Source organism: Janthinobacterium sp. 13, assembly GCF_002749695.1.
GTDB classification, from domain to species: Bacteria; Pseudomonadota; Gammaproteobacteria; order Burkholderiales; family Burkholderiaceae_D; genus Janthinobacterium; species Janthinobacterium kumbetense.
Genome location: NZ_PEEQ01000001.1, coordinates 654,111 through 668,371 on the forward strand (window position 1 = coordinate 654,111; position 14,261 = coordinate 668,371).

Genomic DNA, 14,261 nt, shown 5'->3' on the forward strand with positions numbered 1-14,261 from the left:
CGCCTAACGGCGGCCACTGCAAACGCACTTAGTTCAAGGTCTTGTGCAGACCTTGCAAATCGTACACACGCAGCTCATCCAGGTGGCGGATGCCTTCGACGGCCGCTTCCGCGCCGGCGATGGTGGTGTAGGTCGTCACGCGCGACGCCAGGGCCGACGTGCGGATGGCCCGCGAATCGACGATGGCGCTGCGTTTTTCTTCCACGGTGTTGATCACCAGCACGATTTCATGGTTCTTGATCATGTCGACCACGTGCGGACGGCCTTCGATCACCTTGTTCACTGGCGTGACGGCGATGCCGGCAGCAGCGATCACGGCGGCGGTACCCTTGGTGGCGACCACGGTGAAGCCGGACTCGACCAGGTCACGCGCCACTTGCACGGCGCGCGGCTTGTCCGACGCTTTCACGCTGATGAAGACCTTGCCCGATTTTGGCAGGTTCACGCCGGCACCGAGTTGCGATTTCACAAACGCTTCGCCGAACGTCAGGCCCACGCCCATGACTTCGCCCGTCGATTTCATTTCAGGGCCCAGGATGGTGTCCACGCCAGGGAACTTGACGAACGGGAACACGGCTTCCTTGACGCTGAAGTATGGCGGCACGACTTCCTGCGTGATGCCTTGCGACGCCAGCGACTGGCCAACCATGCAGCGCGCGGCGATCTTCGCCAGTTGCAAGCCGGTGGCTTTCGAGACGAAAGGCACGGTGCGCGAGGCGCGTGGATTGACTTCCAGCACGAAGACGACGTCTTTCAGCTGGCCATCGATCTCTTGTTTCTGGATCGCGAACTGCACGTTCATCAGGCCGACCACGTTCAAGCCCTTGGCCATCAGCGCCGTCTGGCGTTTCAGTTCTTCAATGGTTTCCGGTGCCAACGAGTATGGTGGCAGCGAGCAAGCCGAGTCGCCCGAGTGGACGCCAGCCTGTTCGATGTGTTCCATCACGCCGCCGATGAACGTCGTTTCGCCGTCGGAGATGCAATCGACGTCGCACTCGATGGCGTCGTTCAGGAAGCGGTCCAGCAACACCGGCGAATCGTGCGAAACCTTGACGGCTTCGCGCATGTAGCGCTCGAGGTCGCGTTGCTCGTGGACGATTTCCATGGCGCGGCCGCCCAGCACGTACGATGGACGCACGACCAGCGGGTAACCGATTTCCTGCGCCAGCGCCAAAGCGTCGGCTTCCGTGCGCGCGGTGCGGTTAGGCGGCTGGCGCAGCTCCAGCTTGTGCAGCATCTGCTGGAAACGCTCGCGGTCTTCGGCCGCATCGATCATGTCGGGCGAGGTGCCGATGATCGGCACGCCATTCGCTTCCAGGTCCAGCGCCAGCTTCAAAGGCGTCTGGCCGCCGTACTGCACGATCACGCCCACCGGTTTTTCGATGGCGACGATTTCCAGCACGTCTTCCAGCGTCAAGGATTCGAAGTACAGACGGTCCGAGGTATCGTAGTCGGTCGAAACCGTTTCTGGGTTGCAATTGACCATGATGGTTTCGTAGCCGTCTTCGCGCATGGCGAGGGCCGCGTGGACGCAGCAATAGTCAAACTCGATACCCTGGCCGATACGGTTCGGGCCACCGCCCAGCACCATGATCTTTTTCTTGTCGGTCGGATTCGATTCGCACTCTTCGTCGTACGTGGAATACATGTACGCCGTGTCGGTCGAGAACTCGGCCGCGCACGTGTCGACGCGCTTGTAGACAGGACGGATGTTGAGCGCATGGCGCTGCTGGCGCACGGCCGTGTCGGTCGTCTGCAGCAGGAAGCCCAGGCGGCGGTCCGAGAAGCCCTTCTGTTTCAACTTGTACAGGGTGTTCTTGTCCAGGTTTTCCAGCTTCTGCGTGTCCAGCCACAGTTCCAGGTCGACGATTTCCTTGATCTGGATCAAGAACCACGGGTCGATCTTGGTCAGGTTGTGCACTTCTTCCAAAGTGAAACCTTGAGCAAACGCATCGCCCACGTACCAGATGCGCTCAGGACCAGGCTCGCCCAGTTCTTCTTCGATCTTTTCGCGGTCCTTGGTCTTTTCATTCATGCCGTCCACGCCCACTTCCAGGCCGCGCAAGGCTTTCTGGAACGATTCCTGGAAGGTACGGCCGATGGCCATCACTTCGCCGACGGATTTCATCTGCGTCGTCAGGTGGTGGTCGGCGGTCGGGAATTTCTCGAACGTGAAACGGGGAATCTTCGTGACGACGTAATCGATCGACGGTTCGAACGATGCCGGCGTGGCGCCGCCCGTGATTTCATTGCGCAGCTCGTCCAGGGTGAAACCGACAGCCAGCTTGGCGGCGATCTTGGCGATCGGGAAACCCGTCGCTTTCGATGCCAGGGCCGAAGAACGCGATACGCGCGGGTTCATCTCGATGACGATCATGCGGCCATCGACTGGGTTGATCGAGAATTGCACGTTCGAGCCACCCGTGTCAACGCCGATCTCGCGCAGCACTGCCAGCGAGGCATTGCGCATGATCTGGTATTCCTTGTCCGTCAGGGTTTGCGCAGGCGCAACCGTGATGGAGTCGCCCGTGTGCACGCCCATCGGGTCGAGGTTTTCGATCGAGCAAATGATGATGCAGTTGTCCGCCTTGTCGCGCACCACTTCCATCTCGTACTCTTTCCAGCCCAGCAACGATTCTTCGATCAGCAACTCTTTCGTCGGCGAGGCTTCCAGGCCGCGCTTGCAGATGGTTTCGAATTCTTCTTCGTTGTAGGCGATGCCGCCGCCGGAGCCGCCCATGGTGAACGATGGACGGATGATGGTCGGGAAGCCCAGGGTGCGCTGCACGGCCCACGATTCTTCCATCGAGTGCGCCACGCCGGAGCGTGCCGAACCGAGGCCGATCTTGGTCATCGCGTCCTTGAACTTGGAACGGTCTTCGGCCTTGTCGATGGCTTCCGGCGACGCGCCGATCAGCTCGACGTTGTATTTTGCCAGCACGCCATTGTTGAACAGGTCCAGCGCGCAGTTCAGCGCCGTCTGGCCGCCCATCGTCGGCAGGATGGCGTCAGGACGCTCCTTGGCGATGATGCGTTCAACGACCGACCAGGTGATCGGTTCGATATAGGTCACGTCGGCCATTTCCGGATCCGTCATGATGGTCGCAGGATTGCTGTTGACCAGGATGACTTTGTAGCCCTCTTCGCGCAGGGCCTTGCACGCTTGCGCGCCGGAATAATCGAATTCGCAGGCCTGGCCGATCACGATCGGGCCAGCGCCAATAATCAGAATACTTTTGATATCTAAACGTTTAGGCATTTTTCTTTTTCTCCTCCGCAGCCATCAAGTTGATGAAGCGGTCAAACAGGTAAGCAACATCCATCGGGCCCGGCGACGCTTCAGGGTGGCCCTGGAAGCAGAAGGCCGGCTTGTCCGTGCGGGCAAAGCCCTGCAGGGAGCCGTCGAACAGCGATTCATGGGTCACGCGGCAGTTCGCGGGCAAGGTTGCCGCGTCGACTGCGAAACCGTGGTTTTGCGAGGTAATCAAGACCTGTTTCGTTTCCAGGTCTTGCACCGGGTGGTTGGCGCCGTGGTGGCCGAACTTCATCTTCAGGGTTTTCGCACCGGAAGCCAAAGCCATGATCTGGTGGCCGAGGCAGATGCCGAAGGTCGGGATGCCCTTCTCAATCAATTCCTTGGTCGCCGCAATCGCGTAGTCGCACGGTTCCGGATCGCCGGGGCCGTTCGACAGGAAGATGCCGTCCGGATTGAGCGCCAGGGCGTCGGCAGCCGTCGCTTGCGCAGGCAATACGGTGACCTTGCAGCCGCGCGCCGTCAGCATGCGCAGGATATTGCGCTTGACGCCGTAGTCGAAGGCGACCACGTGGTATTTCGCGTCCGCGTCGGCCAGCTGGCCGTAGCCTTCGCCCAGCGTCCATTCCGTTTCGCGGTACTCGTAGGCATCCTTGCTGGACACGACCTTGGCCAGGTCCATGCCGGCCAGGCCGGGGAAGGAGCGGGCCAGTTCCAGCGCTTGCGCGGCGGATGGCTCGTTGCCTTGCGTACCGACGAGGATGGCGCCGCCCTGCGCACCTTTTTCACGCAGGATGCGCGTGAGCTTGCGAGTATCGATGCCGGCGATGGCGACGATATTTTCAGCTTTCAGGTAATCGGACAGGGAGAGCGTGGAACGGAAACTGGATGCCAGCAATGGCAGATCGCGGATGATGAGGCCAGCGGCGTGAACCTTGGAAGATTCGACGTCTTCCGGATTGACGCCCGTATTGCCGATATGCGGATAGGTCAGGGTGACCATCTGGCGGCAATAGCTTGGGTCGGTAAGGATTTCCTGATACCCGGTCATCGAGGTGTTGAAAACAACCTCGCCCGTGGTATGACCGGCGGCACCGATCGAAAAACCTTTAAAGATCGTTCCATCAGCAAGCGCTAATATGGCTGGAACGGCAGGGCCAGAAAAAAATGGCGGCAAGGGCAACTCCTGATAAAGTTACCGTAGCTGCGCCACGTCAGACCGACCGCCTAGATACCCGAGCCAGATGCACTCAGGGTGTTTCAACGGTCATTTTGAATGAGGGGATGGGTAGTCGCTACGGTATATGTGTGATTGGCTAAACCTTTGAATTATAACCAAAAGGAAGCTTTTCCACAAGGAAGAAAACTCGGAATCGGCGGCATTTTTTTGCGCAGCAGCATAAATCCCCCGCCCCATGAAAAAAGCCGCCCGGCTTGCGCGGGGCGGCTCATTCTGCAACTGCGGCTACTACTTAGGCCGTCAGGGCCGCAATGCCCGCTTTCGCGATTTGCGCGTCCTCGGCGGACTTGACGCCCGAGACGCCGACGGCGCCCACGTAGTGGCCGTCGAACACGATGGGCACGCCGCCTTCCAGCAAGCCGTCGATTTCCGGTGCGCTCAGGAACGAAACGCGGCCGCCGTTGATCATCTCTTCATAGATGCGCGATTCGCGGCGGCCCAGCGCGGCCGTCTTGGCTTTCGATGGGGCGATGTGCGACGAGATCGGCGCCACGCCATCCATGCGCTGCAGCCACAGCAGGTGGCCGCCGTCGTCGACGATGGCGATCGTGACCGCCCAGTTATTCTTGACCGCTTCCGCTTCGGCGGCGGCAGCGATTTTCTTTACGTCGTCCAGGGTCAAAATCGGTTTCGATTGCATGGTGCATCCTTGTTATGTTGAATCAAAATTGTATACGAAATGCGCAGCAGCGCTATCCCCTACTGCTCGCGCTTGGCTTTCAGCTTTTGCTTGAGCTGCGCCATCACGGCAAAGGTCGCCTGCTCGCCTGCCAGGATCGCCTGGTTGCGGCTGTTGAAATCGTTGCCCTTCATGGTGCCCAGGCTGGGCTGGATCACCACGTCCGCATCCTTGAGCTCGAACTGGTTGATCCGCTGGCCCATGATGGCGAAGGTCTGCATCAGCACTTCCATCGAGCTGATGGCCTTTTGCGTATCCGTTTGCGACGAGATATTCACGGCGATGATGAAATCGGCGCCCATGTCGCGCGCGAAGCGCACGGGCACGGGAGCGACGAGGCCGCCATCGACATAGGTGTGACCCGCGATCGTCACGGGCTGGAACACGCCCGGCACGGCCGACGAGGCGCGCACGGCCATGCCGGTGTTGCCACGCTGGAACAGGATCGGCTGGCCATTTTTCAGGTCGGTCGCCACCACGCCAAACGGAATTTTCAGTTTTTCCAGCGGCACGCCGCCCACGGCCTTGTTGACATAGCTTTGCAGCGCTTCGCCTTTCAGCACGCCGGACGACTTGCCGAACAGGGGCAAGGCCCAGTCGGAAATGGCCGCCTCGTCCATGTCGAACGCCATCTTTTGCAGGGCAAAGCCGGAGTTGCCCGCCGCATACATGGCGCCCACCACGCTGCCGGCGCTGGTGCCCGTGACGATGTCAGCGTTGATGCCCTGCGATTCGAGCGCCTTGATCACGCCGATGTGCGCGAAACCGCGCGCCGCGCCGCCGCCCAGGGCCAGGCCGATCTTGATCTTGCGCGGCGTGACGACGATGGGCTCGGGTGGCGTCAATACCTGGACGGGTTTCGGGGAGGTGGTTTCGCAGCCGGCCAGCGCAAAGGCGGCCAGGGCAAGCAGGGTCAGGCGTTTAGGGAACATGGTGGAGAATGAGAACCGCGCGCGGCAGTGGCAACAAAGGAGAGCCGATTGTAGCGCAAGCGGGGCCGCCCGCACTGAAGGCCGCCTTAAATGTTAATAAATAACAAGATTCCGAATCGTGCGCGCCACTGCGGCTGCTAGACTGGCGCCTGGCTTACCGCATCATTAATGTTGTTTTTAATATAATCAATTGCGCGCACCAGCCTGGCGCCGCAAGCCAACCTATATTGATCGGCTTATGAAAACAGACCTGTTACGCCTCATCGCCCATCCATGCCTGCTCGTTGCCGCCCTGCTGGGTGCGGCAGGCGCAAACGCCGTCGCGGCGACGCAGGGCGCCAATAACATCGCGGAGAAAATGGCGGGCTTTACCTGCACGGGGAACTTGCAGATGCCCATGGATCCGGGGGAGCACACGATAGCGCTCAGCTTTGACGCCCCCGACCAGCACGGGGCGCAAGGCACCCTCATGGTTGACGAGCGCGGCAAGGCGAGCAACTTCTACGGCTGCCGGCAAAGCGGCGACAACCTGGCGTGCACGTATGACGCGGGACCGGCCAGCGGCCCTCTGACCATGCGCTTTAGCGGCAAATTGAAGGAAGTAAAGGGCGAGATCAATTCCCCGTTTGAAAACAGCGCCACCATGCACTTTTCCGCACGCTGCCAAAAATCGGCGCAGTAGCAGCCAACCCTCCGGCGTCGCAGCGTCCGGTGTATTGCGCAACCCTGCCCCTGGCCAGGCAGGCAGTCAACCTATATAAACTCTTCTCACTCGCCGAATCACAGAACATGTCCGACGCATATCAATTTTCCGACAGCCGCGCCCTGAGCGACCCGTTTGCCCAACAGCTATCGCAGCAGCAGCCCGACGGCGCCCTCGCCTGGCTGACCGCCATCCTTGCCGCGCAGGCGCCCGCGCTGCGCTCGTCGAACGCCACCTTGCTGGCCTACACGGGCAATCCGGCCGCCCTCGCCTGGATCGACGCCAATGTGGGCTCGCCCGTGGCGGGACAATGGGGCGTGGCGGCGGCGCTCCTGGGCACGCCTTGGCCACGCATCCTGGACTGGCTGCAGCGCGGCGGCCCGCACCGGCTGATGGCGCTCGACACCTTGCTTGCCTACCGCAAGCCGGCCGTCAACATGTCGCCGCTGGAACAGATCGCCGCCCCCGTGCTGCCGCAGGCGCCCGCGCGCGCCGACCTCGACGCCGCGCTGGCCGCCTGCCTGGCCGCGTCGGCGACGCCGCGCATCCAGGCGGCCGTCAACTCGATCCAGCAGCATGCGGACGACATCCTGCGCGGCGGCCCGCGCGGCGTGGCCGTGGCCGACTTGCCGCGCCTGTATCTTGACCCGGCACCATTCCAGGATGCGCCCGCTATCCTGGAACGGCACGAAACGGTGGTCGCCGGCATGCGTGCAAACCTGCAGAACTTGCTCAAGGGAATAGTGTGAAGAGGCCAACCCTTGTGTCAATCGACTTGAGCGATATCAACTCGCCGCGCCAGCTGCACGCGGCGCTGGCCGCCGCACTGGGTTTTCCTTCCTTCTATGGCATGAACTGGGATGCTTTCCACGATGCCATCACGGGCCTGGTGGACATGCCGCAACAACTGGAGCTGCGCGGCTGGCCAGCCTTCGCCGCGCGCCTGCCCGACGAAGCGGCCATCCTGCAGCGCATCCTGGCGCGCATGGCGCAAGATGCGCCGGACCAAGCGGCGCAGCTATGCTATGCCTGACATGTCACCATCTTTTACTTCGAGTAACCCTGCTCATTGAATTGCCCCGCATCCAGCGTCGCCCACGCATGGCGGATGCCCCACCACATCAGATAGGCATTGCCGCCGCCGCGCGCGCGGAACCACGGTTTCACGGGGTCGATGGGCCGCACCTTGGCCGGCGGCAAGATCAACACGCCAGTCGTCTGGCCGGCGTCGCTGGTGCCCGCCACCAGCACGTTCTGGCCGAAGTGATTCGCCTGCGCGATGCCCAGCGCCACGTTCGTCAAGGCCGTGGCGGCGCCCATCTCGCCCAGCAAGGCCGGCGTATTGAAGGTCTGCTGAAGAAAATCGAAGGCAGGCAATTCCATCGTCAAGGTTTGCGCCAGGTAGGCGATGCGGTCCGATGAAGCCGGATGCGCGTTGTGCGCATCGTGGATCACATAGCCGATATCGGCATCGGTCTTGCGTCCATTCGCGGCCGCCTGCGCCAGCGTCGCCTGCCACGCCTGCACCGTCGGCGGCGGCAAGCCCTTCTGCGCAGCAAAGGCGCTGACCTGCTGCGTGGCCGGGTAGCCTATCCACGCCAGCGCATCGCGCTCCGTCTTGTAATGGGGACCGGCCAGCACCAGCAACACCATGTTTTCATTGATCTGCTCATCTTTCGGAAAACTGGGCGCATCCCAGCTCATCACCCACACTGTTTCCTTCGGATGCGCCTGCAGGTAATCGAGCGCGGCCGCCAGGGAAACAAATCCGGCATGCGCGCCACCGGCCGTCACACGCACGTCGGGCGGGGTGGACTTGGTCCAGGAGTTGGGGAAGTTCGGATTGCCGATGGAAAAAGTGCTTGTAATTTGCTTGCGCAAATCGTCACCTGCGAGAAGCGGATCAAACCGTTCTGCAGGCAAAGCGTACTCAACATGGATGCCTGCCAATTCATTCCAGCCTTTTTTGTTTTTTACATCATGCGCGTTGTAGAAATAAGTAGGACTTGAAAAGTACATACCATGAAATGGAGATATCAATTCATTAGCATACTTAATATGGAAATTCTTAAAACTCCCTTTCCCATTAAGGGAAGAGGCTATTCCAGAAACAGATCGCACACTGGAAAAAATATCTGGATGCAACTCAACCATATCATCTTTGCCATTCGGCCTCACCTTTCCAAGAGTCCAAAGCAACTGCCACTCTGTAGGATAATCCTGTCGTTGTAGGGGATTTAGCCATTGCACACCGACTACTTGTGCGACAAACGGCATAGTCACATTAGGAGCCACTTCTCCTTCACCAACATTTACTTCCGTTTTAACAGCGCATGAGGATAAACCTATCGTCGCCATCATCGTAGTCAAGGCAGTAAATATAAGATTTTTAGCCATAATCACCAACCTTAATTAAGAAAATTCCACAATAAAATTCAGGGCGCACTATTTTCACGCGCGTCTCTTATCTTCCCCGGCATAGCCCCATCTACTGAGGCCCCGGCCCAATTCGCAACCGTTTTTTCATTCATTCGACCTTCTTTAAAATATTCCTTGAAAATTTTCATTTTTTCATTATCTTCAAAATCATTAAGAAACCGCCAATCCGCCATCATCCTCAATTCCCGCAGCTCCGTTTCCAGCAGATGACAACAGCCCACGGCCACGTCATACGCCAGCGCCTTTCTGGAGTGCTCACTGTTGGTGAGGATGGTGGAGTGATCGGTGGCATAGGTGCCGACGTTGCCAGCCAGGCCCGCCTGGATTTTCCGGTGGCGCCAAGCGGTGTATTCGGCGCTTGCCGTTTCGGGATGGTCTTCTTCGGTGACATGTTTGTCTTTCTGGACCTTGCCTTCGCGCTTGGCCATCATGCGCAGGGAGGCGTGGTATTCGTATTGCAGGGCCGCTTCGCTGCCTTCATCGCCGCGCGCCGCGTCCGTGCGCTGTTTTTCGCCATGCAGGCCGCCGCGCGGTATCGGCAACTCGCGCTCGCCATGGAAAGGGTCGCCCTGCGGATGGGCGGCATCCTTGTTGCGTTCCCAGCCGTGAGGATGCAGGCCCATGTCAAAGCTGGGGCAGATCGCGCCAAACAACTTCGCCTGCGGGAAGAACTTCTCCGGCAAGTCGGGCGCTTCCAGCGGGATTTTCCAGTACTTGTCGGGCGAGGCATTGATACGCTTGCGCATCAAGGTGGTGGCCACGATGGCGATGGGCGCAAACGCCACGGTGAGTATCTGGAACAGCCAGTTTTCTTGCGCCTCCAGCCCCTTTTCCACGCTATACGTGGAAATCATGGACGGCGGATTCCAGAAATGGTCGCTGCCGAAATCAATGGCAGGACGATGATCGCCCCAGTAGTCGTACGCGCCCTTTACGCCGACGGGAAAACCCTCGGCAAACACGCGCTGGGTAAATATTCCCTCGCCACCTGCCCTGGCGATTTCGCCAGGGTCGACCTTGCCCTGGCGGTCTCTCCTGGGCAGGCCGTCCTTGTTCAGCACCGGGCCGGCCAAGCCGCGCCAGCCGATGCCTTGCACCGTCAAGGACGAAATCACCTGGTCGTGCGGATTGCAATACAGGGTCACGCGGCCCACGGTCGCGCCCCGCACGCCATAGGCATCGATATCCTGCTGCGCCTTGAACGGGTGGTGCGCACTGCTCATGGCCTGATCGATCTTCCCGGCCGGCCATTGTGCGGCGCGCCGCTCGCCGATGAGGGCGAAAAAGGCCGCCAGCGTGTCGATGCGCGCCGCGGCCGTCTGGCGGCCCGTGCTGCCGTCCGCCGCCTTCAGGTTGGACGACGTCCAGTTCTCCGCCATGTTGTCTTCCACCACGCTGTAGGGTGGATTACACAGGACATAATTATCGGCAATGCAAGGCCATAGCCTGCCTTGGGAGTCCGCCACCTTGGGCAGGCGCTCGCCCAGGAAGGCCGCCGCCATGCTGACCATATTGCCCTGGCTGTGGCACACGATGGTGATCGGCACATCGGCCTGCTTTTGCCGGATGGCCTCGATCAACCGCGCCAGGCGGTAGGCGGCCAGCACGAAATACGGCCGTGGCGGGCAAGCGTACACTTGCCGGTCATTGGTGGGATTCATGTGCTGGATCTGCATCCACAGGAATAGCTGGTCCGACAGGCCCTCGCCCCACAAGTCCGGCAGCGAAGTGCAGCCATTGGCAAAGGGCCCGCCGCCCCAATAATTCTGTTCATTCAGGAAGATGCCGTCGCCATACGTCTGTAACTCGATATCATTGGCTGCGTAACCCCAGCGAAAACGGATCACGGGCGAATAGCCGTCGCCCTCCATGAAGGTTCTGGGTTTCATCAGGGGATTGATGAAACCGTCGCGCGTCAGCTGCTTCAGATAGCGGGCCGGCGTCATGGCGATGCCTTCCTGGGCGCCCCGCCCGGCATCGTGTACGCGCCGGTGCAGGCGGGCATTCAATCCCGCGCACAAACCGGCTTCCGCCTCGTCATACCACTCGCCATCGGAGTTGACGCCATGCACGAAAATCATGATCCCCGGCAAGGGCAAGCGCGTGGTAATCGGCAAGGTGTCATGGTCGAAGCGCAACAGGCCATCGTTTTCGCCTATCTGCAGGTATTTGCTTTCATCGAAGGGCAAAGAACCGGCCTTGGGCTTATGTACACTCATGCTGGACTCCCGTGAATGGTGGACAATGCACGATCCATGCTCAGTCGCGCGGCCTGAAAATACGCACCTTGAGTTTTTCCAGGCTGTCGCCCACGATGGCCGCGCCCTTGCCTTCGCCATCGGCATCGACCACGTGCTGCGAGCCATCCTCGCGCTCGACGACGATCTTGACGCCGCTGACGGGACTGCCGTCGAGGCCGGAAAGCACCTGCGGCATGCGGCCCAGGTCGCCCTCATCAAAGCTCGGCAGTTCAGCCTTGCTGCTGGCCGGCCCATTCCAGTGATGGCCGTCAGTCTTGATGGTCAGCGCACCGGGGCCGCCCAGTTCCACGCTGCCGCCCGCCAGTTTCAGATAGGCGCCCCCGGCCGTCATGAATGTGATTTCATCCTGCGCCATGCCGATCAGACGGGTATTCGCCGTCAATTGCAGGGCCTTGGCGGCGTTGAGCTGCATGTCGTCAAACTGGCTCTGCATGAGAAATTTGCCATGGTGCGCGATCTGGGCGATGCCGCCCTTGTGAGCAAACACGGAAACGCCATCGCCGGCCTGTACGCTGCAGCGCTGGCCGGCGATCACGTGCACATGCTGCTGCGCCACCGTGTCGACATTCACGCCGGCATAGCTGACGATGGTCTTGGGACTGCTCAGCGCCAGCCCCGCAGGCGCCGTCAGGCTGGCCGCAGGCGCCTCGGCACCAGCCACCGCTTCTTTCAAGGCGGCGGCGGGCGCCACGTCGACCGGCAGCGCCTGGTGCGCGCCAGCATACTCGCCCAGCGATTTGAACAGGTTCAAGCACTCCTGCATCAGGGTCACATGTTCCTCGGCCGATAGCTGGCCGCCTGCGGCGTCGAGCCGGCGCCAGGCCGACAGCAGCAATGCCTTGCCGCTGCGCACGGCGCCGCCATGATCGCTGCGCAACTCGAATCCGTCGCCACGCTGGCGGCCCGCGCCGCCCGCGCGCGGCTCGACGAGAAATCCCAGGTTGAGCTCGGTGGCGGCGTGGTCGCTGGCCAGCTGGACGCTGATTTGCCGGGGCGTATCGTCGAAACGCAGCTGATTGCCGCCCTGGCCCCGCACTTCGCGGCTGCGCATGCCCGCCAGGTAGCGGTTGCCCGGCAGCGCGCCCCGCTTGCTGAGCGCCGGTGGCGGCGCCACCGTATTGAACAATTGCCCCAGGACAATCGGCCGGTCGGGATCGCCGGCCAGAAATCCGATCAGCACTTCCGAGCCGACGCGCGGCAATGCCAGCGTGCCGCACTGGTGCGCGCTGCCCTGTCCATCGCCAGCCCAGTTGCTGACGACACGCAGCCAGGCCGTGTCGCGCTCCGTATCGGAGGCACCGGAACCTTGCGCGTGCGCATGATCGGCAGCGCGGGTAGCGGGGAAACGCACCTTGATGCGCCCTTGCTCGTCGCAATGCACTTCTTCGCCGCCGGGTCCGACGACGATGGCGCTTTGCAGTTGCGGCTGGGGCACATCGCGCTGCGGATCGAAGGCGGGCACCAGGGCCACGCTGGAACGCACGCAGCGAAAGCGCATGCGATAACGCGGCGTTCCTGGCCCCGTCTCGCCCGCCGCCCAGGCCGTTCCTTGCCCCTGCCAGCCATTCGAGGCGAACAGGCGCGCGATGCGCGCATCCAGCGCTTGCGGCAGATTGTTGCTGGCATGCACCTCCAATGCCGTCACCAGGAAACGCCGGCCCTCCGGCCGGTGCTGATCGATCTCCGGATGTCCCGCCAAACTGAACTGCTGCCCCGCGCACAGCGTGCGCACCACGCCTTCGCCATGAAAGCACTTGGTTTCCACGTCATGGCGTGCCATCGCCAGCAAGCCCAGCCGTCGAAAATCCTCGGCGTCATTGCCCAGGTGCGGCGTCGCCACCAGATAATCGTCGAGGCTGGCGGCAAAACTATTGCCGCTGCTTCCCTGATCCGCCATCCCGCCAGCGTCCACCTGCATGAACTGGCGGTTACGCGGCGCCGCATAGTCCCAGCTGTGAAAGCCGGCACTGCCGGCTTGCAAGGTGCGCACGGCGCCCCAGGCCGTGATGGTATCGCTCTCCTCCGTGGCGTCCGCGCGGTGGTAGCGGATCACCGGCGCCGCATTCTCGGGCAGGCGGCTGGCATCATCGAACAGCAACAGGACGTGCGAGGGCACGGCGTCGGATGCCCCGCTCAGTGCGGCGCCAGGCTGGATGACCCAGGAAATGCCGCGCCGCCGCAACAGGCGCCGGATGAATGCGGCATCGGATTCATTGTGCTGCATGGTCAATTCACGGGCCGGGAATCGACGGTCGGCCAAGGCCTGATCGATTTTGCAGGCAAACGTGGTGCCGATGATGGTGCTGCCCAGCCGCCATTCGGCAATCAGCAATTCGACGATCTCCAGCTCCGTCTTGCCACGGAAAACACGCGTATTGCGGCGTTTCTCCATCAACGTCAGCGTATCGTGCAGCACCAGCTGGTAGGTGGCGAGGCCGCCATCGCTCAGTCCGGCGGATGCCTGCCCGACGATGCCGCACACGCTGCGCAACTGTCCTGCGTCGGTCACGATCTGCAACTCCGCCGGCACGCCGATGAACTGCTTGAGCGGCAGATGCGCATCGAGCGAAACGCAACGTATGTCGTACTCCAGGCTGCCGCAAATGGCTTCACGGCCATGCACCTGCTGCGGCAACAGCACATCATCGTTCACGCCGTCCGCATACGCCAGCCGCAGGCGCAATGGCCGGTTGCTGGAGTTCAACTCCTTCGCCCCCAGCATGAATTCTTCCGCGCTATCCATTCCACCTCCCT

General features: G+C 61.4%; 10 protein-coding genes. 3 read left to right on the plus strand and 7 right to left on the minus strand.

The window, feature by feature from the left end; all coding sequences use genetic code 11:
* Positions 1-28 precede the first annotated feature (28 nt).
* From carB to CLU94_RS02725, 4 genes are all read right to left on the minus strand, one after another.
* The gene (gene carB / locus CLU94_RS02710; protein WP_099664494.1) at positions 29-3,259 is read right to left on the minus strand and encodes a carbamoyl-phosphate synthase large subunit; all 3,231 of its coding nucleotides are present in this window, start codon (positions 3,257-3,259) and stop codon (positions 29-31) included.
* Positions 3,252-4,430: a glutamine-hydrolyzing carbamoyl-phosphate synthase small subunit gene (carA, locus tag CLU94_RS02715; RefSeq protein WP_099664495.1), complete on the minus strand. Its 1,179-nt coding sequence runs from the start codon at positions 4,428-4,430 to the stop codon at positions 3,252-3,254. The genes carB and carA overlap by 8 nt, the downstream gene beginning before the upstream one ends.
* A gap of 295 nt (positions 4,431-4,725) precedes the next feature.
* Positions 4,726-5,133 carry a GlcG/HbpS family heme-binding protein gene (locus CLU94_RS02720; protein ID WP_034786036.1) on the minus strand — a complete coding sequence of 136 codons (408 nt, stop codon included), beginning with the start codon at positions 5,131-5,133 and terminating at the stop codon, positions 4,726-4,728.
* Between the two features lie 59 nt (positions 5,134-5,192).
* The gene (locus tag CLU94_RS02725) at positions 5,193-6,104 is read right to left on the minus strand and encodes a patatin-like phospholipase family protein (protein ID WP_099664496.1); all 912 of its coding nucleotides are present in this window, start codon (positions 6,102-6,104) and stop codon (positions 5,193-5,195) included.
* A 238-nt stretch (positions 6,105-6,342) separates the two neighbouring features.
* Between CLU94_RS02725 and CLU94_RS02730 the strand changes: the two genes are divergently transcribed.
* From CLU94_RS02730 to CLU94_RS02740, 3 genes are all read left to right on the plus strand, one after another.
* Complete coding sequence (locus CLU94_RS02730) at positions 6,343-6,786, plus strand: hypothetical protein (protein WP_099664497.1); 444 nt, start codon at positions 6,343-6,345, stop codon at positions 6,784-6,786.
* Positions 6,787-6,893: 107 nt separating this feature from the next.
* Positions 6,894-7,556, plus strand: coding sequence for a hypothetical protein (locus CLU94_RS02735; RefSeq protein WP_099664498.1), 663 nt, complete (start codon positions 6,894-6,896; stop codon positions 7,554-7,556).
* A gap of 14 nt (positions 7,557-7,570) precedes the next feature.
* Positions 7,571-7,840 carry a barstar family protein gene (locus CLU94_RS02740; protein WP_257218655.1) on the plus strand — a complete coding sequence of 90 codons (270 nt, stop codon included), beginning with the start codon at positions 7,571-7,573 and terminating at the stop codon, positions 7,838-7,840.
* A 14-nt stretch (positions 7,841-7,854) separates the two neighbouring features.
* Here CLU94_RS02740 and CLU94_RS02745 read toward each other — a convergent pair whose 3' ends face one another.
* From CLU94_RS02745 to CLU94_RS02755, 3 genes are all read right to left on the minus strand, one after another.
* Positions 7,855-8,688, minus strand: a complete 834-nt coding sequence (locus CLU94_RS02745) for a hypothetical protein (protein ID WP_257218656.1) — start codon at positions 8,686-8,688, stop codon at positions 7,855-7,857.
* Positions 8,689-9,242: 554 nt separating this feature from the next.
* Positions 9,243-11,465 (minus strand): T6SS effector phospholipase Tle3 domain-containing protein, encoded by a 2,223-nt coding sequence (locus CLU94_RS02750; protein WP_180278572.1) that lies wholly within the window; start codon positions 11,463-11,465, stop codon positions 9,243-9,245.
* A 40-nt stretch (positions 11,466-11,505) separates the two neighbouring features.
* A complete protein-coding gene (locus tag CLU94_RS02755) occupies positions 11,506-14,250 on the minus strand; it encodes a type VI secretion system Vgr family protein (protein WP_099664502.1) in 2,745 nt (914 codons plus the stop codon).
* Between the last annotated feature and the right edge of the window lie 11 nt (positions 14,251-14,261).

Coding starts and splice junctions, on each gene's coding strand:
- CLU94_RS02725 (WP_099664496.1), bottom strand. CDS start 6,104: ATGTTCCCTAAACGCCTGACCCTGCTTGCCCTGGCCGCCTTTGCGCTG.
- CLU94_RS02735 (WP_099664498.1), top strand. CDS start 6,894: ATGTCCGACGCATATCAATTTTCCGACAGCCGCGCCCTGAGCGACCCG.
- CLU94_RS02720 (WP_034786036.1), bottom strand. CDS start 5,133: ATGCAATCGAAACCGATTTTGACCCTGGACGACGTAAAGAAAATCGCT.
- CLU94_RS02755 (WP_099664502.1), bottom strand. CDS start 14,250: ATGGATAGCGCGGAAGAATTCATGCTGGGGGCGAAGGAGTTGAACTCC.
- carB (WP_099664494.1), bottom strand. CDS start 3,259: ATGCCTAAACGTTTAGATATCAAAAGTATTCTGATTATTGGCGCTGGC.
- CLU94_RS02730 (WP_099664497.1), top strand. CDS start 6,343: ATGAAAACAGACCTGTTACGCCTCATCGCCCATCCATGCCTGCTCGTT.
- CLU94_RS02750 (WP_180278572.1), bottom strand. CDS start 11,465: ATGAGTGTACATAAGCCCAAGGCCGGTTCTTTGCCCTTCGATGAAAGC.